The following is a 26,816-nucleotide window of genomic DNA, read 5'->3' on the forward strand; positions in this document are numbered from 1 at the left end:
TCGAGGAAAATTTTAGTGGTAGATCCTGTGGAAATCCAGTAACGACGGGACTTTAACGGAATGTTAAGAACAAGGATTCACAACAAAAGATTAACTATGCAGTCTGCTGTTTAAAACAATCGGGGAGCAAATGCTCCCCGATGTCAGCCTTTATCGGCGCTTTGGCCAGAACAGTGCCGTTAATGCCGGCAAAATAATTATCGCCCCAAGCATATTTACCAAAAACATGAATGTGAGCAAAATTCCCATATCCATCTGGAACTTGAGCGCCGAGAAGAACCAGGTACTGACCCCGATGGCGAGGGTTAAACCGGTGAAGATCACCGCACTGCCCCGCTCCTGCAGCGCCTCGAGGTACGCCTGCTGTACTGCCATGCCATCACGCAGTTTTACCGCCATGGTCGACAGAATATAAATGCCATAATCCACACCGATGCCGACGCCGAGTGCAATCACCGGCAAGGTGCTGACCGCCAGACCAATTTCCAGCTTGGCCATCAGCGCCTGCGCCAGGGTCGACACCACATACAGCGGCAAAATCACCGCAACCGTGGCCCTAAGCGAACGGAAACTTAACAAACACAGCACAAATACCGCGCCGTACACGTACAGCATCATCGGGGTTTGGGCTTCAGCCACCGCTTCGTTGGTGGCGGCCATCACCCCAACAGGCCCCGAGGCAAGCTTAAATTGCACCTTGTCGGTATTAAGTTTCTCGGCCACCGCCTTGGATTTGGCAATCACGTGCTCGATGGTTTCGGCCTTGTGATCTTTCAGGAAAAAGTACACCGGCATCACAGAGCAGTCGGCATTCAAAAGCCCGGAGGTAGTTGGAATTTGCCCCACCGCCTGCACCAGACTTGCAGTGTTTCGCGGCAGCACTTCCCACTTGGGATTGCCTTCGTTAAAGCCGGCGTTCACCTTACGGGCAACCGAGGCTAAGCTCGCAGTCGACTCCACCCCGACGGTATTGCCCACCTGCCATTCAAATTCGCCGATTCGCTCAAGCACATCATGGTAGGTACAGGCCTCAGGGAAGGCTTCCACAATCACAGTCATCACGTCGGTGGTGATGGAGAAATGGTCGGTGATGAAAAAGGTATCCTGGTTATAGCGACTGTCGGCATGTAACGCCGGCGCCCCGCCCTGCAGATCGCCGATTTTCATATCCGCAGCGCCCTTAAGACCCAGGCCGTACAGGCCCAGAGTCGCAAGCACCACCACCACGGCAACCTTGAGGTTGGCGAACACCGAAAAGGGCTTCCAAAATGCCTGAGCGCGCTCAGCCCGGCCAGCGTCTTCTTTGGTTTTGATATCAAAGAAAGAAATCACCACCGGCAGCAAAATCAGATTGGTGAAAATAATCACCGCCACCCCAAGGGATGCTGAAATAGCCAGCTCACGGATAATGCCGATATCAATGGCAAGCAGAGTAATAAAGCCAACGGTATCAGACAGCAGCGCCACGCCACCGGGTACCAGCAGGCTACGGAATGCTGATGCAGCGGCGGCCTTGGTCGCTTGACCATCCAGCACCCGCTGGCGCACGGCGTTGATGATTTGCACGCCGTGGCTTACGCCAATGGCAAACACCAGAAACGGCACCAGAATCGACATGGGGTCAAGCCCAAAGCCCACCACGGTAAGCAGCCCAAGCTGCCACACCACCGCGATAAGGCTGCAGGCAAGCGGCAGCAGAGTTAGCACCAGCGAGCGACTGAACAAAAACACCATCACCGCTGTAATGGCTATCGCGATAAGGAAAAACAGCACCACGCCCTTGGCGCCATCGGCCACATCGCCAGCCATTTTGGCAAAACCTATGATGTGTACCTTGATGGTATCAGTCTCAAACTTACCACGCAGCTCACTCTCTAGCTTGGCGGCAAAGGCGATGGTATCGAGGGGTGCGTTGGTTTGCGGGTCAAAATCCATCAGCTGCGCCGACACCATGGCGGCGCTGTAATCCTCGGCGATAAGGCGGCCGACAATGCCCGCCTTTTCGATATTATCGCGAACGATTTCAAGCCCCTGGGCATCATTCACAAACTCAGAGGGAATGACTGGCCCGCCGGCAAAGCCGTCTTCCACCACTTCGGTAAAGCGGGTTGAGGGCGAGTAGATGGATTTCACCTGGGCACGGTCGACCCCGGGTATAAAAAACAGCTGATCGTGCACATTCTTCAGTGCATCAAAAAATTCGGGATTAAAGATATTGCCGCGGGTATCTTCCACCGCCACCATGATGGAGTTGGCGCCGCCAAAGTCCTTCTGGTGCTTAAGGTAGGTTTGCATGTAGCTGTGGTTGAGCGGGATGTTTTTCACAAACGCCGCATCCATTTTCAGCTGACTTGCCTGATAACCCAAAAATACCGTCAGCAGGGCAAACAGGGTGATGACCCAGCCCCGGTGGCGGAATAAGAAGGATTCGAAGCCATTGACCAGTTTTTCCAACATCGCTCAGGTCCTGTGGTTATTGTTATAAAAGCGAATTTATTTCGTTTGTGCGCTGTCGAGGGCAAACACCCCCTTGGCACCGACAAGCCAGATCCGGCCCTGTTTATCTTCAGCGCCCGCAAGCAGATTTTCGCCCTGACGACGGGCAACAAGCTCAGCCTCGGCGTTGTCATTCACCGCAAGCACCACGCCAGCGTTGCCGACCAGATAAAGCCCACCTTTACTCGATACCAGCGCGCCGTTGATGCTGGACTCCACCGGCAAGCTAAGCTGCTGCCAGTCATCGAGCCCTAAACCTGCAGCAAAGGCATGGCCGCGAAGGCCCATCACGAACACCTTGCCGTGTGCCTCGATGGCATTGAACATGGAGCCATCATAGTCAAAGTTGACCCGGCTAAAACGTGCGCCGCCATCACTGGACACAGCCACCAGGCCAAGCTCGCCTACCATCAGCAGCCGACCGTCATCAAGGCGGATAATGCGGTTGAAGTGTGGCAGTAATGAGGCTTTTTCGAGGGCATACCCCTCAGGATCGGTTTCTTTGAGCTCATTGAGGTAAGCGGCGTCTTCTTCACCAAGCAGTTCATCATGAAATGCTTCCTGCCAATTTTTGCCACCATCATTGGTGGTAAAAAACAGCCCATAGGCACCAATAGCCATGCCGTCGCTTGCTGATGTAAACAGCACATCCATAAAGGGGCGCTCACGGCTCGGTGCTTCGAATTGTTTTACCCAGCTTAAGCCGCCGTCATCGGTGTGCAAAATGGTGGCATCATGCCCGACTGCCCAGCCAAGTTTATCGTCTAAAAAGAATACCTTGGTCAGCTGTGAGGCGCTTGGCGTAGCAACTTGTTGCCATATGGCATCTTTGCCGATAAGCACATGGCCGCGCTCACCAACCGCCACCAATGCATCACCGGCGCGGGTGATATCAAGCAGCAGGCTTTGGGGCGCGTTTGGCTGAAGCTGGTCGCGGGCGGGCTCGTCAGCAAGCGCCACCGAACCTAACAGGGGAATACATGCCAGAGGCAAAAACTTTCGCAGCAACATAACTACATCCTAATGCTGAAAAATCGGGGCGCAAATTTGCGCCCCAAAACTCACGGTCACAGAGATTAACGCACGCCTTCGCGGCGCAGTGCGTCCGGCGTGAAGTCAGCGCTCGACAGCTTAGCGTCGAAGTTGTACATGCTGCCTTCGTTATCCAGACCAATGGCCAGATAGCGGCGTGACTGCAGGTCGTGGAACACTTCGAGGGTACTCCAGTGGGTCGGTACCTCGTAATAGTTCAGACCATGGGCAAAGGCAACGCGGTACAGCTCATCGCGGTTGTCGTACATGTCGGTGGCCGATACCTGCCAGGAGTCTTCATCCAGATAGAACACCCGGGTCTTGTAGATGTGACGCATACCGTCTTTGAGGGTTGCCTTCACTTCCCAGACGCGGTGTTTCTCCCAGCGCACCAGATCAGGGTTGATATGGCCCGGGGTCAGGATCTGATCGTACTTCACCGCATCTGAGTGCAACTTGTAGTCGTTGTAAGGGATAAGGATTTCCTTCTTGCCGACCAGCTCCCAGTTGTAACGGCTTGGCGAGCCGTTGAACATGTCGTAATCGTCGGTGGTACGCAGACCGTCCGATACCGTACCCGGGGTGTCAAAGGCCACGTTTGGCGCCTTGCGCACACGGCGCTGACCTGTGTTGTAGGTCCAGGCCTGACGCGGCAGCGCTTCCTGATCCAGGGTTTCTTTCACGAGCAGCGCAGTACCGGCAAGACGCGCAGGCTGAGTCACCACCTGCTTGAACAATGCAAGGGTGTTGGCCTCTTTAAGCTTTTCCGGTGTCATGTCAGGCTGTGAGTATTCAAAGCGCAGCTGCTCAGACAACTCTACCAGGGTGTAACCGCCGCCCTTGGCAGGAGCCGCCTGGTTGCGCTGGGTTTCGATATCGACACCACGAAAACGCAGCACGTGGTTCCAGATGGCCTCAAGACCATTTTGCGGGATGGGGAACGGAATGCCGACAGCGGCACCAATCACCCCGTTACCGCCCTGCACCAGCTCAGCGCGGCTGGCGTTGGCCTTGGTGGCATCGTATACCCACTGCGGCACCGAGGCTGAGCGGCGGGTTTGATAAACGTTCATCTTGAAGGTATCGGGGTAGAGTTCGAACAGTTTGATTTGACCGGGGGTCAACAGGCTCTTGTACTGATCCAGATTCGCCTTGGTCACTGTGTACTCAATCTTGTCGCCGGCAAAGGGATCAGGATGGTGATCGCCCTTTTTGTAGCCAGAAGGCGCCGAGGTGATACCGCCATTCCACGCAGGAATGGAGCCATCCGCGTTAGCCGCCATTTCTGCGCCGAGGGGTGTCAGACTGGTACCGAGTTTGGCCGCATCGGCCTCAGAAACTTTCGCCACCACAGCGCCGCTGCCCAGGGCAAGCATGACGGCTGCAGACAATATCGCAAGCTGCTTCATTGTTATTGTCCTTTTAAATCGAATACTTGATGTTGAACGACACATAATCGCGGTCGCTCATGGCGTTGGTGGTGCCTACGCCACCAAAGAAGTTGTTGTACGACAAATCGGCGCCCCAGCGGCTTTGGTAATCAAAGTTGATGCCCACCGCCACCGACTTACGGCCCTCGGTAAACAGGAACATAGGATCCGGCGTGATACCATCGACATCGTGAGCCCAAATCACCCGTGGCGACACGTTGATGCCGGCAATCAGGTTGTTGTAGTCCGCTTTGGCAACCAAACGATAGCCCCAAGCAAAGTCGGTTGGGAATGGGTTAGTTTCAGGGCCGTTGTGCAGCACCTGAATAATGGCTTCGTAACCTTCTTTGCCACCGCTGCGTGCAGTGCCCGGGCCATTGAGACGCAGTTCATCTGTGCCAGGCATATCGTGGATCCACACGCCGCCGACTTCCGCCAGCATGGTCAGGTTGTCGCTGCCAAGGGTCGGCCCAAAGAGGTGAGTCAGCGTCATCTGCGCCTGAGTGGTATCGGCGCGGATAAAGCCTTCGGCGTAGTCACCTGGGTTCACGTCTTTATTAAAGTAAGAGGTGTACTGAGATACGCCATCCAGATAGCTGTAATCAGCGCCTACCACGTTGGAGTTGGCCAGCTGCTGTGGCATGGCTGCAAACAGCAGCTCCACGTCATCGATTTGCAGTGGCTCGTCCTGACGGTGAGCGATTTCACCGGCAACCGAGGTATCACCAATCAGGGTGTTGAAGCTCACGCCATAAAGCTTGATGTCTTCAGGGTAAACAATTTGCGCCTTGGAGAAACTGTCGAGGCTGAGGAAAGTCTCCCGGTCAAGATTACCCGCGTTCATGCCAATCGTGGTCATGTCGGTCAGCAGCGGTACCAAATCGAAGTTGGCGGCAGTACCGCTGATAAGCGGACGGCGGCTGTGGTAGTTCATGAAATAGAAGCCAAACTCAGTTTCACCAAGCTCTGGCGCATAGTAACCAAGCTTAATACCGTACTGACCATCATCCTTCGGCGTCAGCTCATCCTCTACCAGGGTAACCTTGGTGGGATAAGCCAGTGCGGCGCGGATAAGGCCTGCGGTGTCATTGGCAAAGGCACCGGCGCGGATCATCTGTGCCAGCTTCTCGTACTCAGCCATCAGGAAATCAAGATTGATGTCTGGGTTGGCGTTAAAGCCAAGCTGGGCATTTTGCTGATAGCCGCCGAAACCGGCGAAATCGTTGGTCGCGAAGATTGAGCCCGGGGTTGGTACCCAAATCGGCTCCCAATCATACTGATAGAAGGCTTCGATGGTGAAGTTTTCAGTGGCACCCAACGATGCCCACACCATGCCCTGAGGGCGGAACGCTTCTTTAAGCTCAGCGCCGGGGGCATTGAGAATGTTCAGGTCAACCGGGTTGATTTCACCGATGCCGTGGGCGATAAGGGTGCTCTCACCCCAGGACACCACCTGATTACCAACGCGAATAGCCAGCGGATTCTGGCCATCGTTAAAGTCAAAGTTGGCGTATACGAAGGCATCCAGCAGGCGGATATCTTTACACTGCACTTCTTTGGCGCGTTTGTCGGCGCAGGGGTCATAGGCCTTGCCGGTAATAGGGTCGGAATAGCCAAAATTACCGTCGTTCAGCTTACGGTCGTAAAAATACATACCGCGGGCGAACAGGCCGTAGTTTTCATAGCTTAACGATAATTCGTGCAGACCTTTGAAAATCTCAGAGGTGGTATCACCCTGAGAATACAGCAGGTTACTTAAGTCGTTGTTACTGGAGTAGGAACCGGGCTGGGCCCAGATCTCGGCAGAGGTGTACTTGGTGTTGTTGAATGCGCTGTAGTTGGACCAATCGAATCTGGGATGATTGACCTTACCAATTTGGCCGTCCCAGTCGCGCTTATCTACACGCCAGCTGGCACCGAGAGTAAAGGTTGAGTCGAATGAACCCTTTACATCTCCCCAATCGAAAGATACAGCCTGAGCCACGGGAATACTTCCCAGACTCAAGGCGGACGCTACCCCCAAAGCAAGCGCCGACTTGTTAAAACCGTTTTTAACAATCTTCATGTTAGCTTTTCTCCGTAACCTGCTGGATTTTTTTATAGGTATGACAACCAACAAATGGTTAGCCTACAGGTAACACCATTGTTACAGCAATTAACAGCTGACAGCAAGGCGCGTTCAGAGAAAATTTTCTAAAGAATTGAGTACTTAGGATGAATTAATGGGGCGAGTTCAGCGGCAGAATTTGAATTTTATCTGCCGAATGGGAAAAATTACGTTCTTGCTCGAAATTATCAATATTTTTTCAATAAGTTATAAACGATAAGCCGTGCTAAATAAGCTTTTACAAATCAATCAAACGTTTAAAGTTATTACTCTATTTTGACCAGCGACACCAGTTTACCGTCCTTATCCAGCGTCATCTTGAACAGTCCCTTAACGCCATCGCGGGTCACAAAGGGGCGAAAATGCCGACCGTTGATCCACAGGATCTTGCCGTGGATATCCTTCACTTCAACCATCGTTGCAGCGCCTTGATAATAAGGCAGAAAGTCATCAAAACTGACCCGAAAGCGAAACAAAAACTCCAACATTCACTCCCAAAAATCTGAAACCTAGCCAAGTATTGGGGCAGCTACGTCTGCCCCACCTGTACTAGCGCTGTTTACCAAGCTTGGCAATTTGGCCGGGCTATTTGAGGATGCTATTTGGCCATACCGTTCGACATCGCAATTCCGCTACAAGCCTTGCACAATGCGCTCTTCACCGGAACCCAAGCCTGCGCCGCAGTGAATACGACGCAGACTCGCGCGACTGACCGGCGTCCTCTGCCGAGCATCTACTGTTTCAATACGGCTTCTTCAAGACGGCCTCTTCAATATGGCCTCAGCAGTACGGCATCTTATGAATCGTATTTTGAAACTGCGTTTATTGTGCCAACGCCTTTGACACCTTTTCAAACAGATCCCGCGACAGCTCAGGCAGGGTCAGCAGCTCATTCAGGCAAGCCTTCATCATCCCCTGACGCTTGGCATCAAACTTGGCGAACTGAATAAGCGGCGTCACGATGCGCGCGGCAACCTGCGGATTGAGTCCGTTCAGTTTGATAAGGTACTCGGTGAGAAGCTTATAGCCTTCACCGTCGGCGCGGTGAAACTGCACTGGGTTGGCAGCGGCAAACGCGCCAATCAGCGAGCGCACCCGATTGGGGTTTTGCAGACTGAAAGCCGGATGATGGCTAAGAGCGCGGATCCTGGATGGGGTGTCGTTATCCTGACGGCCGGATTGCAGCACAAACCATTTGTCCATTACCAGCGGCGTGTCTTTCCAGCGCGCTTCAAAGCGGCCAAGCAGCTCATCGGCAATGTCCATCTCACCTGCCACCGCGCCGGCAAGCGCGGCGAGGGAGTCGGTCATATTCAGGCTTTGCTCAAACTGGCTCTGCACCAAAGCCTCCGGGCACAAACCGGCGCGGCAAAGCATCGCAAGGCAGGCGTTTTTAAGTGCGCGCGCCTCTGGCGAATCTATGCCCACAAGCTCACGGTACTTGGAGAGCAGCTCATCCTCAAGATTGGCGGCAAGCTCTTCAAGAACGTAATGACGTGCATGAACGAGATGGTCAAAACTGACGCTGGCCACCTGCTCTATCAAGGCATTGATGGAAGGAATACTGATAATGCGGGCCGCAAGCGCCGGGTCGAGTTCTTCATCGAGTAGGGTCGCTCTGAACGCATCGGCAACCCGGCCATCAAGCACCATGGCTTCGCCCGCGCCGAGCGCATCATGATTTGCCCAAATGGCGCGGCTGATAAGATTCACCGACGCTTCCCAGCGGGCAACTTCGGAGCTTGCATGGCGCATCAGGGTAATCAGCTGCGAGGTGCCAAAGTCATATTCAAGCTTCACCGGCGCTGAAAAGTCCTGCAGCAATGAGGCCACGGGTTTGGCATCAAAGCCTGTAAATTCAAAACGCTGCTCAGCAAGTTTTACATCCAGCACCTGGCTTGACAGCGACTTACCGTCAGCGCTGAGCAGCTCAAGTGCAAAAGGAATGTGCATGGGCTTTGCGCCCTCACCTGCCTGCGCTGGCAACTGCTGACTGATCGACAGCGAATAGCGGCCGCTGTCGGCATCAAAGTCGTCAACAATCTTAAGTGTCGGAGTGCCGGCCTGATTGTACCAAAGGCGGAACTGACTGAGGTCGATGCCGCTGGCATCTTCCATCGCCGCGACAAAGTCATCGCAGGTAACCGCCTGACCATCGTGGCGCGCGAAATAAAGCTTCATACCGGCCTGAAATTTTTCTTCCCCAAGCAGGGTGTGCATCATACGAATAACCTCGGCGCCCTTGTTGTACACGGTCACGGTATAAAAGTTATTCATTTCAATCACGCTTTGCGGCCGAATGGGGTGAGCCATAGGGCCTGAATCTTCTGCAAACTGCTGATTTTTGATGACTTCAATCGCCTGAATGCGGTTTACCGCCCGCGAGCCCACATCGGAGCTGAATTCCTGATCGCGGAACACGGTCAGGCCTTCTTTAAGGCTTAACTGGAACCAGTCGCGGCAGGTCACCCGGTTGCCGGTCCAGTTGTGGAAATACTCGTGGCCGACCACAGACTCGATGCCGTGGAAGTCATCGTCGGTGGCGGTTTCAACATCGGCAAGCACGTACTTGGTGTTGAAGATATTCAGGCCCTTGTTCTCCATGGCGCCCATGTTGAAAAAGTCCACCGCCACTATCATGTAGATATCAAGGTCGTACTCAAGCCCAAAGCGGCGCTCATCCCACTCCATCGATTTTTTAAGGCTCACCATGGCGTGGTGTGCCTTATGAAGATTGCCTTTATCGACAAACACCTGCAGCGCAACGTTGCGGCCAGATGCGGTGGTGAAACTGTCTTCGAGCAGATCAAAGTCGCCGGCCACCAGTGCAAACAGGTAGCACGGCTTGGGGAACGGGTCATCCCACACCACAAAGTGACGCTCGCCGGGCAGCTCACCGCTGTCGACCTTGTTGCCGTTACTCAAAAGATAGGGAAAGCCAGCCTTGGGGGCTTCGACGCGCACCCGATAGGTGGCAAGCACGTCCGGGCGGTCGAGAAAATAGGTGATACGGCGAAAGCCTTCTGCCTCGCACTGGGTGCAATAGGCGCCGTCCGACATGTACAGACCTTCGAGACTGGTGTTACCAAGCGGGTCAATTTCGGTCTCGATTTCAAGGCTGAAGTGCGCAGGCAGGTTAACCAGTTTCAGCTGGCCGGGCAAAAGCTCATACGCATAGGGCTTGCCGTCCACTTTCACCGAAATCAGTTTCAGACCATCGCCATCGAGCAGCAAGGGCTCGCCTTGGCGCTCGGTATTGAACTCACTTGTTGCGATTACCCGGGTGGCATTGGGAAACAGGTTTACATCCAACGCCAGGGTGCTGATGGTAAATGCCGGCGCCAGATAGTCTTTAAGGTGCTTTGCTTGTAATTCGGACATAATGATCCCTTGTCGTCTTTGCTGAAAAAAAACGCGCCGGAGCGCGTTTTAGTCAGAGGTTACCGCCTTGGTTACTGCGCGGGATTTTTCGCGAGCTTGCCAGCATCGACCAAATCGAGGGTGATGTAGGCGGTCTCATCGAGGAATGGATCCGGCGCTTCCATATCTTTCTCAATATCATCGAGCTTGGCGACCTTTTCAAGGCCGGCGCGTACACGGCGCTCGTTGGTACGGTCAAGCTGCTTCTTATCGTCGGCTTCACGCTCGGCGACACGCTCGCTTTCAACCAAGGACACGGATTTTTCGTTGTGATGCTTTTTGTATTCGGCAATATCCTGATAGATATAGCCAAACTCTACGTCGCTCTTGATACGGGCCTGATGTTTGGCATCAAGCTCAGCTACCAGCGGCGCACTTATCACATCCACAGTGTTGTACTGGGCAACCGGCACTTTATCCCATGGCAGTGCGTTATCTTCTTCCGCTTCACCGTATTCACCGGGCTCAAGCGCACTCGGGAACGGGATATCCGGCGTCACACCTTTAAGCTGCGTACTGCCGCCGTTGATGCGATAGAACTTCTGAATAGTGTACTGCACATGGCCAATCGGCTTTTCGTACAGATCGTAAATCCGCGCCAGCCCCTTGTGCTGCTGCACTGTGCCTTTACCGAAGGTGGATTCACCAACGATAAGCGCACGATGATAATCCTGCAGCGCGGCGGCAAAAATCTCAGATGCTGATGCGCTGTAACGGTCAACCATCACGGTCAGCGGGCCGGAATAGCTCACCTTGCCGTCGTTGTCGCGGTGCTGTGACACCTTGCCGTTGGCATCGCGCACCTGCACCACAGGCCCCATGTCGATAAAGAGGCCGGTCAGCAGTACAGCTTCGGTGAGTGCACCACCGCCGTTGCCGCGAAGGTCAATCACCACCCCTTCCACTTTCGCTTCATTCAGGGTTTGCAGCTCTTTTTCCACATCCTGAGACAGGTTCATGTAGAAACCGGGAATTTGGATAACACCGACCTTACGATTGGCGTATGGGCCTTCTTTGGGTTCAATCACCTTGGAGGTCGCGGCGCGATCTTCCAGACGAATTTTATCCCGCACCAGTACCACTTCGACCGGCTTGGCGTTGGAGCCGCCTTTCTTGGGCAGAATTTGCAAGGTCACTTTGCTGCCCTTGGGGCCCTTGATAAGGTCAACCACGTCATCAAGACGCCAGCCAATCACATCAACAACAGGCGCTCCTTCCTGACCGACACCTATGATGCGATCGTCAGGAGACAGCTTTTCGCTGCTGGCGGCCGGGCCTCCGGCAACCATGCTCTTGATAACGGTATAGTCATCGTCCATCTGCAGCACAGCGCCAATGCCTTCGAGGCTTAGGTTCATTTCCATCTGGAAACGCTCGGCGTTGCGTGGCGACAGATAGCTGGTGTGCGGCTCGATGCTGCGTGAGAACGCATTCATCACGGTCTGGAACACATCTTCGCTCTGGGACTGGCCCAAACGCTTGATGGCGTTGTTGTAGCGCTTTTGCAGCACATCAACAATTTCAGGCCAGGTTTTGCCGGTGAGCTTTAAGTTAAGCGCATCGTATTTAACCCGCTGACGCCACAGCTCCTGAATTTCAGCTTCGTTCTTGGCCCAGGGCGCATCTTCGCGGTCAAACTGGTACTTGTCACCGGCCTGGGTAAAGTCCATCTCTTTATCGAGCAGACTCAAGGCATAGACAAAACCTTCGTAGCGGCGTTTCTGCGCTTGATCGAACATGGCGTAAGCTGCGGTCAAATCACCGCTTTTCAGCATGTCGTCAAACTGGGTGCGATATTTGGCAAAGCCGTCGATGTCGGCCTGGGTCATCACATTGCGGCGATAATCCAGTTGCTCAAGGAAGCGGTCATAGATTTGGCCTGAAAACGCATCGTCCAGGCTGAATCTGTGGTAGTGAGAGCGGGTGAAGAGGTCAGCAACCCGCTTGGCAGCGGCTTTGTGCTGCGGCTCTTGCACCAAGGAGGGCAGCTCATCGATTTGAATCGCAGGGGTAACGGCCCACACTGCTGAGCCCCACAGGGCTCCGGTTATGGATACCGCCAGGGATATTTTTCGCATCAACAAGCTACTCCTTGAACTTCAATGAATTACAGCAGTATATACTCGGCGCGGACTTTCACTGTCAAGCCAGAATCCAGCTGTACGTGCACATCAGCTTTATTGATGTCCACAATTGAACCGGCCACAGGTGACTGACCCAATTTTACGTTAACGCGTTGGGAGACTTTCAGCTCTTCAAGCTTGGCTGGCACCAGGTTAACCTGAGGTGCGGGCGCCTTGGCAGGCTCCTGACGACGTGGCTTGTCTTTGGCAGGTTTGTTGTCGCGGTTGTCACGGTTATCGCGACGGGCTTCAACTTTGCGGCCTTCTGGCTTACGACCTTCAGGACGTGGGCGTGCCTTACGCGGGGCAGCCTCTTCGCCTTCGGCAGGCTTGGCACGCTCGGCGCGTTTGGCCTTGGCCTTATCCTGACTTTCTTTCAGTGTAGCCTGTGCATGGTCGATATGTTCCTGCTCAAGCTCGCCGCAAGGGTTGCCATCGAGGTCCACACGTACGGCGCCGAGTTTGATGCATTTAAGATAACGCCAGCTGCTGGTATAACGGCGAAGCGCTACGCGCAGTTGGGTTTTACTGACTTTAGAATCATCAGCCAACCTGTCAGCCAAATCTTGAAACAGACCAATCTTCAGTGGCTTGGCATCGCCCTCGGCCACGAAGCACAAAGGGAATGTTTCACATAAATACGCGAGGATCGCGTTGGTGTCGGTCAACTTTTCTGTTGATTCCATCATTACTTCCACAGTTACTAGGTATACATGCCCTGCGTGCAACTGATTGCAGGACATAGGTTATTCTTTACTCGCTGACCGGATTGGCCAACACACAAATTATCATCTTCCCCGCGCTTGCCAAAGCGTTAATAACCATTGCTAACAATTTTTATCATTCGCTGCAAAAATATGCCGCAGGCAAACGCGCAAGCAGCCTATTATAGTGACCGCTTGGGCGAATGCGACTGGGATTTGTCGAAAACTGGCGACTTATTGAGCAAACAAGGCCTTTTCGAAGCAGCGCACCAGGGCTTCGAGCCCTGTCTGATCTTCTTCATCGAAGCGATTGAAGCTTGGACTGTCGATATCGAGCACCGCAACCACCTCGCCATCACGGCGCACCGGCACCACAATTTCGGAGTTTGAGGCAGCGTCACAGGCGATATGACCATCAAACTGATGCACGTCCATCACCCGCTGAGTGGTATCGGTGGCAGCGGCAGTACCGCACACGCCCTTACCCCATGGGATGCGGGTACAGGCAACCTTGCCCTGGAATGGCCCCAGCACCAGCACATCACCACGGCGGACATAAAAGCCCACCCAGTTAAGGTCTTCCAGGTTCTGATTCAGCAGCGCCGAAAAGTTGGCCATCGCGGCAACCAAATCATCTTCTCCAGCCAGTAAGGCCTCGGCCTGACGGCACAGGGAGTCGTAAAACGCGTGTTTCATGCTATTTCCTGCCACTTCTATATTGCTGTTGCTTGTATGAATTATTGTGGCTCTGCCTTTTTGGCCGCCTTTTTCACTGGCTCTGCCGCTTTTTCGGTGGCATTGCCTTTGAGCAGCGATGATAGATCATCTTTTCGGGTGGCAAAATAGAATGCCAGCTTTTCGATGGTCGCTTCGTCCAGACCGCACTCGGCCTGTTCAATAAAAGGGATAAGGCTGTCGGCGATGTCCAGCATCTTATCGTAGGCATCAGCCTCCTTTTTCGATGTAAAAGTCATCTTCTCCACCCCATCTCTGACCACCACATACTGTGTGATTACCGCCATGATAGCCCTCGCACTGTTTATTTATACAGTAAGCGAGTTTCACAGCTTTTATCCAAAGATGCAAGTAGTTAACAGGATCTGATACACTCGTACGCTCAAATACGCTTGGAAGAGGTGGATACCTCTGCCAAAGCCTGAACCTGAAGGAATTGCTGCTCACCGTTATGCAAGACGATGATATCGACAATTCGGTGACTCTCTGCCGCGCCTGCGATCTGGCGGTGCGGCGCAGGGCCCTGCCAAGTAACGTGCGCGCACTGTGCCCGCGCTGCCACACTGCCCTCTACGATACGCCGTACTGTTCTATCAACGGTATGTTGGCGCTGTGCATTTCCGCGCTGGCGCTGTTTATTCCAGCCAACGTGTTTCCGGTGCTGGAGCTGCATTTCCTCGGTTCAGTACGTACCGCTACCGTGTTCGACGGCGCGATGGCGGTGATGGATCTTGGCTATTGGATTGTGGGTATTGCGGTGCTGGTTGCCGCTGTGCTTGGCCCGGGGATTTTGCTGCTGTCGATTTTTGCCCAGTTGCTGCTGGTAAAATCCGGACTTACCACGTCCTGGCAGCGTAGCCTTTATACCCGGCTTTTAAAGCAGCAGGGGCTGCTGAGTCAGCTCACCATGCTTGAAATCTATGTCATTAGCTTTTTGGTGTCGGCGTTTCAGCTTTCTGATTTTTCGGATATTTATTTTGGCGTTGGCACCTTTTCCTTCACCATGCTGTTTTTGGTTACGCTGTTTTTGCAGCGCGAATACAGCATCGAGCATATGTGGAGCTACCTGAATGACTGACAGGCACCAATCCACAGGTAAACACATCGGCCTTTGCCACTGCAGCGTGTGCCATCAGACCAACCCGATTGAGCTAAGCCATTGCAGCCGCTGCGGCGCAGAAAATAAACCACGGGATTACAGCAGCCTGCATAAAAGCTGGGCGCTGCTTATCACAGCGGCCATTTTGCTTATCCCGGCCAACATCTACCCTATCACCACCCTGGTGAATCAGGGCAAGGTGACCCACGACACGATTTTCAGCGGCATCACCCATCTGGTGCACTCGGACATGCTGCCGATTGCCATCATAGTATTTACCGCCAGTATTCTGGTGCCCTGGCTTAAGATTATCGGACTCGCCACTTACCTTATTGCCATCAGCTTTGATTTGCCGGTGTCCAAGCGCAAGCTGATGGCCGGATTTCATTTCATCGAATGGATCGGTCGCTGGTCGATGCTCGATTTGTTCGTGATTTCATTAACCGTTGCCCTGGTGAACATGGGTCAGCTGCTGGATGCCAAACCGGCACCGGCTGCCACCGCATTTGCGCTGGTGATTTTGCTGACCCAACTGGCCGCCAAGGTACTGGATACTCGTTTACTCTGGGATCGACTGGACGTTAAAAATGACAAACATTGAAGCCCCAAAGGTGGTCAAGAAAAAACTCTTCTCCCCGGTGTGGCTGCTGCCTCTGGTAGCAATGGCCCTTGCGGCCTGGCTAGGGATTAAAAGCATTCGCGAATCTGGGGTGGAAATTCAAATCCACTTCCCGAGCGCCACCGGTATAGACGTGGGTAAAACCCTGGTGAAGTATCAGGGTCTTACTGTGGGCAAAGTCACCGACATCACCATGGATGAAGATCTGAAAGGGGTGAATGTCACCGTGATGATGGATTACCGCGCCGGGCCATACCTTCGCGAGCATTCACTGTTTTGGTTGGTGTCGCCCAAGGCAAGCATCACCGGGGTATCGGGCCTCGATGCGCTCTTTTCCGGTAACTATATTGCGGTGCAGCCCGGCGATGGCGACAGTGTCACCCAATTTGAAGCCCTGCGTGAAGCGCCGCCGCTGGCGCCGGGTAATGAAGGTTTGCTGGTAGAACTCAGCACCGACAAACTTGGCTCCCTCGATGTTGGCTCGGCAGTGTATTTCCGGCAGATTCCGGTGGGTAACCTTGTCAGTTACCGCCTCGAAGGCAACAAGCGCATTGTGCTTGGCGCCTTTATTCAGCAGCAATACGCCCATTTGGTAAAGCGCGACAGCCGGTTCTGGAACGTCTCAGGCCTGAGTGTTGATGCAAGCCTGAAGGGCATTAAAGTGGAAAGTGAAAGCCTCGCGGCGCTGCTTGCCGGCGGCATTAGCTTCAGTACGTCCGACAAAGGCGAAAATGCCACCCACGGCGCCAGCTTTATGCTCCACAGCAGTGAAACCGACGCCCTTGGCGGATACAGCATCACCCTGCTTGCTGACAATGCCGACGGCATTGGTACCGGCACCGCCATCATCTATCGCGGCATTGAAGTAGGCAAAATCACCAAAACCGAGCTGACTGACAAAGGCGTGCGCTTAAGCGCCTTTATCAATCACGATCAGGGCCAGCTCCTTGGCGCTGACACCCAGTTCTGGCGAGAAGGCGCTGATATTTCCCTGAGCGGTGTTAAGCATGCGGCGCGCCTTGTCACCGGTGATGTGATTGCCATCAGCCCGGGTCAGGGGCAGATGAAAGACACCTACTCGCTTGGCTCCAAAGCGCCGGACGTGATGCAGGCGAATAAAGCCAAAATCACCATCCGCTCTGACGTCAGCACCGGCGCGGCCGCCGGCACCGAAATCCGGTACCGCAACCTGCCAATCGGTCAAATCACCGCGGTGCGCCTTGCCAGCGATTTGGCAAGCGTTGAGTACACAGGAGAAATCCAGCCTGAATTCAAACGTCTGCTGCTAAGCGGCAGCTATGTGGTGCCTGAGTCGGCGCTGAGTGTTGATGCCTCCCTCGACGGCTTGAAGGTGGCCGTGGGCGACACAGCAACCCTTATCAAAGGTGCCCTCACGCTGGTACCCGGCGAAGGCGCGCCCCTGGGTGCCAATCCTGAGCTACAGCTGCACCCTTCACAGGATGCACAACACCGCAGCCAGGTTGCCGCCAAGCGCACCAATATCATTCTTCAAAGCAGCGAGGGCGCCGACCTTACCCCAGGCAGCCCCGTGTATTACAAGAAAATGCAAATCGGTGAAGTGACCGATGTGCGCTGGCAAAGCAAAGATGACAGCTTCAGCATCAAGCTTGCCATCGACAACACCTTTATCAGCCTGATTGGACCGCGGACACTGTACTGGAAGCAATCAGCGGTCTCGGTAGATGCGTCGCTCAAGGGCCTTAAACTCGATGTGGCCACCCTGCCCGGTCTGGTGCGCGGCGGTATTGCCATTGGTCTTCTGGACGAAGGCACGGTCAAGGCACAAAAGCATTTATACGGCAGCGAGGAGCTGGCAAAAGCACAGGCGCACCCCATCAGCCTGAAACTACCTGCCGATGCGCGCATCAAGGCCGGCGCGGCTATCCGCTATCAGGGGCATCAGGTCGGTGAAGTGACCGAAGTGCACCTGCAAGCCAATTTAGGCGCGCTGCAGGCCCATGGTTATCTTTACGGTGAATACGCGGATAACTTCAGCCGCAGTGACAGCCGCTACGTGCTGACCGATGCCGAAATATCTTTAAGCGGCGTGAAAGCACCGGAAGCCCTGCTTGAAGGCGCGTTTTTGTCGGTACTGCCGGGTAAATCCCCAAGCCACAGCAGCAGCTTTGAGGTAGCCGCGCAGCAGGAGCATTACGCTGCGCTTCCAACCGATGCGCTTAAAATCACCCTCGAGCGCAGCACCCTTGGCTCCATCAAGGCAGGTAGTCAGATATTCTTCCGTGGCATCCCCATCGGCGCCGTGGATGGATTTGCCCTCGCGCCGTCGGGTAACAAGGTGGAGCTCTACGCCCATATCGCGCCTGAGTATCGCCATCTGGTTAACGCCAGCAGCCGCTTTTTTGACCTCTCCGGCGTCAATCTGGAATTTGGCCTGTTCTCGGGAGCCAAAGTACAAACCGGCTCGCTTGAAACCATACTCGCCGGCGGCATTGGTGTGGCAACCGAAAAACCAACCTCGGTGCAAAACCGTTTGGGCGACGGGCGGGTGTTTGAACTCTTCCCTGAGGCGGACAAAGCCTGGCTTGAGTGGACCTTGCAATAAGGCGAGCCTTTACTCATCAATTCTGTGATGGGTTTTACTTCAACAAAACGGGCCGCTTTAAGCGGCCCTTCTTTTTGTCAAAGGCCGCGGCCTACGGCCTTTGACATTGGGCGGCTTACAATCCGCCTTTGCCACCATGGTAAAAAATACAATTCCGATGACGCAAATCCAAAAGTACGAAACTCACGTATGTCATCAGGCTGTCATCTCTCCCTGTTGAACTTATCCCAATCTGTAAAGGCCAACGCTGTTGCCAGGCGATGCTCTTGGCAGATGAGATTGCAGCGACTTATTGCGCGAATTATTCCGCAAATAATTGCGCGAATGATTGCTCGGGATAAGCCGATGTGATGGCAGCACGCAACACCGGCAAGGCAGGCAAAGGTTGCAAAGTCAGTGGTATTTGGGTAGTCTCATGAGTCCTCACAACTGCCTTTTGCAAATTTTGCTAAGGATTATTTATAGTTAGATTAATTCGCCCCTTAAGGCGATCAGAATTAAGGAGTGTGGCACATGTCATACAAATTTGATGGCCATGAAATCAGCGTGGCATTCCCGGTAAATTCCATTTCGCTCAACAAGAGCTCCATCGCCTTCACCGACAAGCGCGGCAGCAAGCGCCAAACCTTTAAAAAGCGCACCGAAGCCCTGAAGTTTATGCAGTGGTTGTTAAGCAGCAACAAATAATCCCCTGATCCCGGAACTCCCCTATCCTCTCACTTAGTTTTTAAGTTGAGCTCCGATGTGGATGGCGGCCTCGGCTGGAAATACGATTTCACAGGTATCTTCCGGCCAAGGCACACAACGCACCCAAGCCAAGTCTCGGATCCCTCGGTTCACCTTATGGGCAAGTCGCTAATCAGCTACCTGGCACTTCCGCGACCAGACACTTCCGTCACCTGGCACTTCAGCTACCTGAAACTCATTCTCCGAAAGGTGAAAAAACTCCGGATATTTACGCCGGTAGCGCGGCAGCATCGACACATTGCCCCTAAGACCGCCCTGATGCACATAAAGCCAGGGGCCGGGCTCTGAATCCATCAACGCCTTTAACACCAAGAGGCCGCAGGGGTCGTACAGTAGCTCAAACTCAATGCCTTGCTGCTTCATTTTTGCCCATATTTCAAGCTCTTCACGGCGAAGTTTGGCATAGTGATGCCGTGCGCCCACCACCTTGGGATAAATAGACTCATCCATCGAAAGCTCTGCAAACTGCTCTTGCAGGTAAGCCGCGTCGCCCACGACAGGACAAGTGACAACCTGAAAAGACGGCTGTGGATACGGCGTATCAACAGATGGCGGCTTTGTGAATAACGGCTCAGAAAAGACAGTTTGCTGACAACGAAGCGCCTCCTGACCAAAAAATTCGGACAAATACAGCGCCGTACTGCCGGTGCCGGACGGCAAAAAGACATTCAGCGACGACAGCCTTTGCTCGCGGGCAAAATCAACTATTTCCCGCCCTAATTGATGAACCCCGGCGCGGGCCAGACTACAGCGCCCACCTTCGGGAATGTAAAGCAGCTGTTGGCGGTCTGGCCTGTTAAGACGCTCAGTCTCAATGTACGAGCGCGCCGACATTCCCTTTAAGGGCACTTCAAGCACCTTGGCTCCCATAGCGATGGCACCGCCAAAGTTACCGGTTTCGCCGCGAAATAAACTCCCGGCAATATGGTCGACATAAAACTCAAGCTGCCAGCCGCGCCTTTGGGCAAGGGCTGCCATTGAATAAAGCGAGTTGGATTGGGGCGAGCCATAACTTATCAGGGTGGTTACGGCGGGGAAATCGCCACTTAGCAAACTGGCAAACTTACGCCCCTTGTTACCGCTGAAGGGCTCAGGCAGTAAATCGTCCCGCTTAAGCCACAGCGGTTTACCATAAAAATCAATCAGGTCGACCGAACTTGGATGACTGGCACGGCTTTTATCATTTGCCGGGCTTTCATGATTAGCTTGGATTTGATGAGTCGCAGTGCATTGATTAGTCGAGGAGCTTGGATGAGTCATGGGCCCTGAACGCAAAATGAATTGAATGGCTTGCATTAAGTGTACCTGCATCAGCGCAGCTTGTGCAGCTCGTGCTTCCTGTGCGGCCACTGCGACGGGCAAAATCTATGGTCATTTTCGCCGTTTATCGATTAAAAAGCTCATTCACAGCCAAACCATCACCACTAAACCTTTGAATTTACGCGACATAAATGATGGCATACATATTGCTTTTGTTAATTCAAGCTGAATTGAGTATTGCATACAGGAGCTGTGATGAGCGTACTTCGTCTGATCTTCAATATCGCCTGGTTTATCATGGGCGGCTTTGTGATGGGCCTTGCCTGGTGGCTTGCGGGCATTTTGTGTTTTATCAGTATTATCGGCATACCCTTTGGCCGCGCCTGCTTTGTGATTGGCGAGCTTGCGTTTTGGCCCTTTGGTCAGGAACATGTGTCACGCCGCGAGCTGACCGGTCTTGAAGACTTGGGCACAGGTACCCTGGGGATGGTTGGAAATATCGTGTGGTTTTTGCTGTTCGGGATTTGGCTTGCGATTGGCCACCTGACCCACGCCCTTGCCTGCTTTGTAACTATTATCGGTATTCCTTTTGGTATTCAGCACCTTAAGCTTGCGCTTCTGAGCCTGACCCCCATAGGCCGCACCGTAGTCGCCCGCGCCTGAGTTCATTTGCCCATTGAGTGACATAAGCGCCAGCCAAGTGATACGGGCCAATTAATCCAGCGCTTCTGGCAAATGATTGGCCATAATTTCCGCCACATCTATCCGCTGCAGGCCTTGATTGAAGATGGCCTGCCAGCGCCGCCCTTCCGGTGTATTTTTAAAGGCAACATACAGGTGCTTATTGGCCAGCAAGGTGCGGTTAAGCTGCAGCTTGTCGGTCAATGGCTCGAATTTGGCCTGACGTAACAGATAGCGCATCACATACACGTCTATTACCGCTGCATCGATGCGCCCCGCCGCCACTTTTTTAAGATTATGCTCATCAGAGGTCACCGCTTCTGCAGCCTGCAAATCATCGGCAATGGCACGGTCAAGCTCTTCAATGTTGACATAGCCCTGTACCACCCCAAGCCGATACTGACGTAAATCCTGCACCGAACTCCAACTGATGGGGTTCTGGCGCTGCTCTACCAGTCCAAGCGGGCTCATGCCCATCGGCTCAGAAAACACAAAATGGACGGTATCTGAGTAATATTCAGGAAAATAGCCGATATAGGGCGAGCTTTGCTGCTGCGCCAGCTTAACCGAGCGGCTCCAGGGGTAAAAATCGATTTCAAGCTGATGCCCCATTGCCGCAAAGGCCGCCTTGGCGACGGCAGCGCAGGCACCCTGGGCTGCCAAATCGTGCCCCGCATAGGGCGGCCAGTGCAGTGACGTCAGCCGTACCACCTCAGCCTTTAGCGGCGCCGGACAACCAAGGCTTAAGATAAGCAGGGCCAGCAGTGGCAGCTGCCGGGTAATATTCATGGCCAAAAATCCATCATAGCAAGCCTTGAAGTCCAGTATAGCAAGCTGCAGGGATGAACATGACGAGCATCTTGTCCGATATTAAGCTAGGCAAGCCTTAACCGCCGGACATACATAGGTACAAACATTGATACAAATATCGCGACAAACATCGCGACAAGCTTTGGGACAAGCCTTCGCGGCTGCATTCTGCTTGATGCAGCCGCATTGGGTGCTCTTTGTGAGTTCAGGGGTTTCGGGGACTTTCGCCGCTACGCTGCGCCCTTGATATGGGACGCCTCAGGTTGCAGCAGGGTATCCAAACGCGCCATCAGGGCACAGAGTACGCCCTGGCGGCGCAGGTTTTCCACCACGCCGGGGCTGAAACGCTCAAGGCGCAACATGGCGCTGATAATCACCCGGCAATCAAGCAGGCTCGCCTGTGCCAGATAATCCGGTTTATCCACCAGGTGCGTGCGGTCGTACCAGGCCTTCCAATCAAAATCGTCAAGCTCAAGCTTTGCGCGCCGTAACTGGTCGATAAAAGCCTTGGTGTCGCCGCTTGCCTGCTGGTGCTCGCCGGCGGCAAGCCAGGCAAGATAAGGTTGATAGAGTCCAAACCCATCGGTTGATGATTGACTGTGCATACATCCTCCTGAAAGCTGTGACCATCTGCCATCAAGTTAAAGCATCATCCGTACCAAGGTCAGCATGGGTCAGGCCCACTGAACGCAGGCTGAATAACCCAAAAGTGCTTTGGCCGTGAACGGTGGCAACGTACACTGAGCTGACCCTTTGTTTAGTAATTGGAAATCAGATGAATTATTGGCTGATGAAATCTGAACCCGACGAGTTCAGCATCGACGATTTGGCCCGCAGACCCAATCAGACCGAGGGTTGGCACGGCATTCGAAACTATCAGGCGCGCAATTTTATGCGTGATGCGATGCAAATTGGTGACCGAGTGCTGTTTTACCATTCGAGTTGCAAAGTGCCTGCCGTGGTAGGCATTGCCGAAATTGTCAGCGACATCTACCCCGATGCCAGCGCCTGGGATCCCGAGTCTCCTTATTTCGACCCCAAATCACCACAGGACTCGCCACGTTGGTTACAGCGTGATATACGTTTTATCAAACGTTTTACCCGACCCGTAACCTTAAGCGCCATCAAAGCCCATCCCGGCCTTGCCGACATGCTGCTGGTGCAAAAAGGTTCGCGGCTGAGTATTCAGCCGGTGAGCGAAGCACACTGGCAGCTCATCCATCACATGGCAGGAGAGTCTTTATGAAAAACAAGTGGATGTTATTGGTGTTAACCGCCGTGCTGGCGGGCGGTGTCAGCGTTGGTGCCAGCGCCAAGGACGATAAAGATCATAAGGGTCATAAAGAGAGCAAGGATCACAAGTCCTACAAAGACGACCGATACGACAGTTACGGCAAGGATCTCCCGCCGGGGCTTGAGAAGAAAGTCGCCAAGGGTGAGCCGCTGCCACCGGGCTGGCAGAAAAAATATCGCCGTGGCGACATTATGGATCTGGATATTTTCGACCGCGGCGTGCAGGTCGGTCCGATTGGTATTGGCGGTGAAATCACTATCCGCATCGACGATCAGCTGTTTAAGGTGCACGACAAAACCCGGCGGATCATCGACATCATCACCGAATAAACATCGGATGATAAAAAGAAGGGAGCCAGCGGCTCCCTTTTCTGTTTCTACGTCTGTTGCTGCGTCTGTTTCGATGCTTGTCTGTTTCTGCGCCTCTCTGTTTGGACTTCCGCGCCTCTTTTCCCATAAACCGCAATCAGGCCAGCGTGAGCGCTGATATCAAAGCCTATTAATCACCATCCAGCATGCGGCCAAGGCCGCCAAGCACCGAGCCTTCACCGCGGCTTGAACCACCCGCCGATGGCGCATGGGCAATAATTCGGTCGGCCATGCGCGAAAACGGCAGGCTTTGCAGCCACACTGTGCCATGGCCTCTGAGGGTCGCCAAAAACAGCCCCTCACCGCCAAACACCATGGATTTAAGCGAGCCTGCGCGCTGAATGTCGTAATCGATGCCGGGGGTAAAGCCCACCAGACAGCCGGTATCCACCCGCAGCGTCTCACCTCTGAGCTCCTTTTTAATCAAGGTGCCACCGGCGTGCACAAAGGCCATACCGTCACCTTCGAGTTTTTGCATGATAAAGCCTTCACCGCCAAAAAAGCCGCTGCCAAGGCGCCTGTTAAAGGTGATACTGATTTTGGTGCCAAGGGCTGCTGCCAAAAAGCTGTCTTTTTGCAGAATAAGCTCGCCGCCAAGGCTCGCCATATCCAGCGCCAGCAGAGTGCCTGGATACGGCGCGGCAAAGGCAACCCGGCGCTTGCCGTGCCCCTGATTGGTAAAGTGGGTCATAAACAGGCTCTCGCCGGTGAGCACTCGCTTGCCCGCGCCCATCAGGGCTCCGAAAAAGCCGGACTCGGGCTCTGAGCCATCGCCCATGCGGGCCTCAAACTGAATGCCCTCTTCCATGTAGGTCATGGCGCCGGCCTCGGCAATCACGGTTTCACCGGGATCAAGCTCCACTTCCACCAACTGCATGCTTTCGCCGCGAATTTCATAGTCCACTTCGTGACAACGTCTCATTATGTAGTCCCCATCTGACCTTTGACTGATGCGACTCAACATAAGACATAATATGTCAGTTGTCAGCGAGGAAATGTAAACATCTGTGTATTCAGCCGTTGCAAACTGTTAACCAAGCCCCTCGGGCATCCCCGCCGGCGCTCTGGCAAACTCCTCCAGAATCAGCTCGGTAAACAGCCTGCCGGCGCGGCCCAGTGGGCGCTCCAGGGTTGAAACCAGCTGCGGAATAAAGGTAAAGCGACTGCCGCCAACAAAATCCAGCTCCATCAGCTGACCGTTTTTAAGCTCATCACGAATAAGAAAGTCCGGCATCCAGCCAAAGCCAAGCCCCTTCAGCAGCGCGTTCTTTTTCATGATAAAGCCGGAAAGATAAAACACTTTATCGCCGCCAAATTGCAGCTCATCGCGATAGGTTTTCACCGGCGATGAGTCTTCGATGGTCAGCTCTACGTGTTGCTGAAGCTCGGTCAAGGTCAATGCTGTTCGGCCCACCAGCGGATGATAGGGCGCAGTGACCAGCACACTGGTGATGGCAGGCAGCGGCTTGGCGGAATAATAGGGGCCGGTGCGATAGTCTTTTACCAGCATCAAGTCGGCATTGTCGCGCTCAAATCTGTGCTGCACGCCGCCCAGAAACTCCATATTGAGCTGAATTTTCGTAGGAATTTGATGCTCTGCCATGCGCTTGAGCGCAGTCATAATTGGCTCCATCGGCAAGGCGCCATCAATCACCAGCTCAAGCTTGGGCTCCCAGCCCTCACTGAAACGGCTCGCCAGATGCTCGATATTGGCAAGATGAGACAACAGCCGCTGGCCCTCGGCCAAGATTACCCGCCCTTCGGCGGTCAGCTCGGCCCGGTACTGCTCGCGGGACAAGAGCGTGACACCAAGGTGCTGCTCCAGCTTTTTAATCTGATAACTCACCGCCGACTGGGCCTTGTGCAGCCGCTCCGCCGCCTTGGCAAAACTGCCCTCTTCCACCAGCACTTCCAATACCTTAAAGGCATCCACGTCGATGCGCATCTGGCCCAACCTCGCTCAATCAATGACCTAAATCGTAACGCCAAGTTTACCATCTAATTTTTAGATGGAGATTCCCGATTAATTATTCTTTTTTTTGTACAAGTCGGCAACTAAATTGATACCCAGATCACATATAGCGCCCATGCGGCCGTGAGCGGGCAAAAAAGCCCCATTGAGGATAAAAACAAATGCCATTCTATGTGAAACAAGGTCAAATCCCGCACAAACGCCATATCGCGTTTGCCAAGGAAAACGGCGAGCTTTACCGCGAAGAGCTGTTCTCAACCCACGGGTTTTCGAACATCTATTCCAACAAGTACCACCACAATATGCCCACCAAGGCGCTGGAAGTGGCCCCGATGTCACTGTCCCACGGCGCAACCTGGGTCGATTCACTGGTACAGAATTACAAACTCGACTCCCGTCTGGCCGATGGCGAAGGCAATTTCTTCTCTGCCCGCAACAAGATTTTCTTTAACTCAGACGTAGCGCTCTACACCGCCAAGGTAACTGCTGATACCAACGAGTTTTACCGTAACGCCTATGCCGATGAAGTGGTATTTGTCCACGAGGGTAACGGCGTGCTGCTGTCGGAATATGGCGAGCTTGAAGTGAAAAAGTGGGACTATCTGGTTATCCCGCGCGGCACCACTTATCAGCTTAAGTTCAACGATTACAGCAATGTACGTCTGTTCGTGATTGAATCTTTCACCATGGTGGAAATTCCAAAGCATTTTCGTAACGAATACGGCCAGCTGCTGGAATCCGCCCCTTATTGCGAGCGCGATATCCGCGTGCCTGAGCTTAAGGACGCCGTGGTTGAGCGTGGAAACTTCCCGCTGGTGTGCAAGTTTGGCGATAAGTATCAGCTGACACAGCTCGAGTGGCACCCCTTTGACCTGGTCGGCTGGGACGGCTTTGTCTATCCCTGGGCCTTCAACATCACCGAATACGCGCCGCGAGTAGGCAAAATCCACCTGCCGCCGTCAGACCATTTGCTGTTTGTGGCCAGAAACTTCGTTATCTGTAACTTTGTGCCGCGCCCTTACGATTTCCACCCGCAGGCAATTCCGGCCCCGTACTACCATAACAACATCGACAGCGACGAAGTGCTCTACTACGTCGACGGTGATTTTATGAGCCGCACCGGCATTGAAGCCGGTTACATCACCCTGCACCAGAAAGGCGTGGCCCACGGCCCGCAGCCTGGCCGCACCGAGGCGTCCATCGGTAAGAAGGACACCTACGAATACGCGGTGATGGTAGATACCTTTGCGCCACTGCAGCTGACCGAACACGTGAAAAACTGCATGGCACCCGATTACAACCGCTCCTGGCTCGAAGACTAATCACAACAATTCC

The 26,816-nt window shown here is 53.8% G+C and carries 23 protein-coding genes; 8 read left to right on the top strand and 15 right to left on the bottom strand.

All coding sequences use genetic code 11. From position 1 onward, the window contains the following. Positions 1-150: 150 nt before the first annotated feature. From KJI95_RS14205 to KJI95_RS14250, 10 genes are all read right to left on the bottom strand, one after another. Positions 151-2,457: an efflux RND transporter permease subunit gene (locus tag KJI95_RS14205; RefSeq protein WP_214507849.1), complete on the bottom strand. Its 2,307-nt coding sequence runs from the start codon at positions 2,455-2,457 to the stop codon at positions 151-153. Between the two features lie 36 nt (positions 2,458-2,493). Beyond that, positions 2,494-3,507 carry a WD40/YVTN/BNR-like repeat-containing protein gene (locus KJI95_RS14210; RefSeq protein WP_214507850.1) on the bottom strand — a complete coding sequence of 338 codons (1,014 nt, stop codon included), beginning with the start codon at positions 3,505-3,507 and terminating at the stop codon, positions 2,494-2,496. A 65-nt stretch (positions 3,508-3,572) separates the two neighbouring features. Next, complete coding sequence (locus tag KJI95_RS14215; RefSeq protein ID WP_214507851.1) at positions 3,573-4,937, bottom strand: DUF1329 domain-containing protein; 1,365 nt, start codon at positions 4,935-4,937, stop codon at positions 3,573-3,575. Positions 4,938-4,950: 13 nt separating this feature from the next. Then, positions 4,951-7,023, bottom strand: a complete 2,073-nt coding sequence (locus KJI95_RS14220; RefSeq protein WP_214507852.1) for a DUF1302 domain-containing protein — start codon at positions 7,021-7,023, stop codon at positions 4,951-4,953. A gap of 308 nt (positions 7,024-7,331) precedes the next feature. Next, the gene (locus KJI95_RS14225) at positions 7,332-7,550 is read right to left on the bottom strand and encodes a DUF2835 domain-containing protein (protein WP_214507924.1); all 219 of its coding nucleotides are present in this window, start codon (positions 7,548-7,550) and stop codon (positions 7,332-7,334) included. Positions 7,551-7,887: 337 nt separating this feature from the next. Further along, positions 7,888-10,446, bottom strand: coding sequence for an aminopeptidase N (pepN, locus tag KJI95_RS14230; protein WP_214507853.1), 2,559 nt, complete (start codon positions 10,444-10,446; stop codon positions 7,888-7,890). Positions 10,447-10,517: 71 nt separating this feature from the next. Then, the gene (prc, locus tag KJI95_RS14235; protein WP_214507854.1) at positions 10,518-12,563 is read right to left on the bottom strand and encodes a carboxy terminal-processing peptidase; all 2,046 of its coding nucleotides are present in this window, start codon (positions 12,561-12,563) and stop codon (positions 10,518-10,520) included. Between the two features lie 29 nt (positions 12,564-12,592). Beyond that, positions 12,593-13,294, bottom strand: a complete 702-nt coding sequence (gene proQ, locus KJI95_RS14240) for an RNA chaperone ProQ (RefSeq protein WP_214507855.1) — start codon at positions 13,292-13,294, stop codon at positions 12,593-12,595. A gap of 252 nt (positions 13,295-13,546) precedes the next feature. Beyond that, positions 13,547-14,008 (bottom strand): GAF domain-containing protein, encoded by a 462-nt coding sequence (locus KJI95_RS14245; protein ID WP_214507856.1) that lies wholly within the window; start codon positions 14,006-14,008, stop codon positions 13,547-13,549. 41 nt (positions 14,009-14,049) lie between these two features. Further along, positions 14,050-14,334, bottom strand: coding sequence for a YebG family protein (locus tag KJI95_RS14250; RefSeq protein WP_214507857.1), 285 nt, complete (start codon positions 14,332-14,334; stop codon positions 14,050-14,052). Positions 14,335-14,498: 164 nt separating this feature from the next. Here KJI95_RS14250 and KJI95_RS14255 point away from each other — a divergent pair, with 164 nt between their 5' ends. From KJI95_RS14255 to KJI95_RS14270, 4 genes are all read left to right on the top strand, one after another. Then, entirely contained in the window at positions 14,499-15,125 is a 627-nt protein-coding gene (locus tag KJI95_RS14255) for a paraquat-inducible protein A (protein WP_214507858.1), read from the top strand. Then, positions 15,118-15,747, top strand: coding sequence for a paraquat-inducible protein A (locus tag KJI95_RS14260; protein ID WP_214507859.1), 630 nt, complete (start codon positions 15,118-15,120; stop codon positions 15,745-15,747). Before KJI95_RS14255 ends, KJI95_RS14260 begins: the two co-directional genes overlap by 8 nt. Beyond that, entirely contained in the window at positions 15,734-18,349 is a 2,616-nt protein-coding gene (locus KJI95_RS14265) for a PqiB family protein (protein WP_214507860.1), read from the top strand. The genes KJI95_RS14260 and KJI95_RS14265 overlap by 14 nt, the downstream gene beginning before the upstream one ends. A 513-nt stretch (positions 18,350-18,862) precedes the next feature. Next, complete coding sequence (locus KJI95_RS14270; RefSeq protein ID WP_214507861.1) at positions 18,863-19,036, top strand: hypothetical protein; 174 nt, start codon at positions 18,863-18,865, stop codon at positions 19,034-19,036. Between the two features lie 168 nt (positions 19,037-19,204). Here the strand turns inward: KJI95_RS14270 and KJI95_RS14275 are convergent, their stop codons facing one another. Continuing rightward, positions 19,205-20,356, bottom strand: a complete 1,152-nt coding sequence (locus KJI95_RS14275) for a pyridoxal-phosphate dependent enzyme (protein ID WP_214507862.1) — start codon at positions 20,354-20,356, stop codon at positions 19,205-19,207. A 255-nt stretch (positions 20,357-20,611) separates the two neighbouring features. On the opposite strand from KJI95_RS14275, the gene KJI95_RS14280 reads away from it, so the two are divergent. Beyond that, positions 20,612-21,019 carry a YccF domain-containing protein gene (locus KJI95_RS14280; protein WP_214507863.1) on the top strand — a complete coding sequence of 136 codons (408 nt, stop codon included), beginning with the start codon at positions 20,612-20,614 and terminating at the stop codon, positions 21,017-21,019. 51 nt (positions 21,020-21,070) lie between these two features. Here the strand turns inward: KJI95_RS14280 and KJI95_RS14285 are convergent, their stop codons facing one another. After that, the gene (locus KJI95_RS14285; RefSeq protein WP_214507864.1) at positions 21,071-21,826 is read right to left on the bottom strand and encodes a substrate-binding periplasmic protein; all 756 of its coding nucleotides are present in this window, start codon (positions 21,824-21,826) and stop codon (positions 21,071-21,073) included. 251 nt (positions 21,827-22,077) lie between these two features. Then, positions 22,078-22,452 carry a DUF6508 domain-containing protein gene (locus tag KJI95_RS14290; RefSeq protein WP_214507865.1) on the bottom strand — a complete coding sequence of 125 codons (375 nt, stop codon included), beginning with the start codon at positions 22,450-22,452 and terminating at the stop codon, positions 22,078-22,080. 170 nt (positions 22,453-22,622) lie between these two features. On the opposite strand from KJI95_RS14290, the gene KJI95_RS14295 reads away from it, so the two are divergent. Together KJI95_RS14295 and KJI95_RS14300 are read left to right on the top strand one after the other, a co-directional pair. Beyond that, entirely contained in the window at positions 22,623-23,093 is a 471-nt protein-coding gene (locus KJI95_RS14295; protein WP_214507866.1) for an EVE domain-containing protein, read from the top strand. After that, the gene (locus tag KJI95_RS14300) at positions 23,090-23,470 is read left to right on the top strand and encodes a hypothetical protein (RefSeq protein ID WP_214507867.1); all 381 of its coding nucleotides are present in this window, start codon (positions 23,090-23,092) and stop codon (positions 23,468-23,470) included. Before KJI95_RS14295 ends, KJI95_RS14300 begins: the two co-directional genes overlap by 4 nt. A 169-nt stretch (positions 23,471-23,639) precedes the next feature. On the opposite strand, the gene KJI95_RS14305 is transcribed toward KJI95_RS14300, so the two are convergent. Next, positions 23,640-24,434, bottom strand: a complete 795-nt coding sequence (locus KJI95_RS14305; RefSeq protein ID WP_214507925.1) for a TIGR00266 family protein — start codon at positions 24,432-24,434, stop codon at positions 23,640-23,642. A gap of 105 nt (positions 24,435-24,539) precedes the next feature. After that, positions 24,540-25,454, bottom strand: a complete 915-nt coding sequence (locus tag KJI95_RS14310; RefSeq protein WP_214507868.1) for a LysR family transcriptional regulator — start codon at positions 25,452-25,454, stop codon at positions 24,540-24,542. 188 nt (positions 25,455-25,642) lie between these two features. Here KJI95_RS14310 and KJI95_RS14315 point away from each other — a divergent pair, with 188 nt between their 5' ends. After that, positions 25,643-26,803, top strand: coding sequence for a homogentisate 1,2-dioxygenase (locus KJI95_RS14315; RefSeq protein WP_214507869.1), 1,161 nt, complete (start codon positions 25,643-25,645; stop codon positions 26,801-26,803). Positions 26,804-26,816 lie beyond the last annotated feature (13 nt).

Source organism: Shewanella jiangmenensis (genome assembly GCF_018596335.1).
In the GTDB taxonomy this organism is placed as follows: domain Bacteria; phylum Pseudomonadota; class Gammaproteobacteria; order Enterobacterales; family Shewanellaceae; genus Shewanella; species Shewanella jiangmenensis.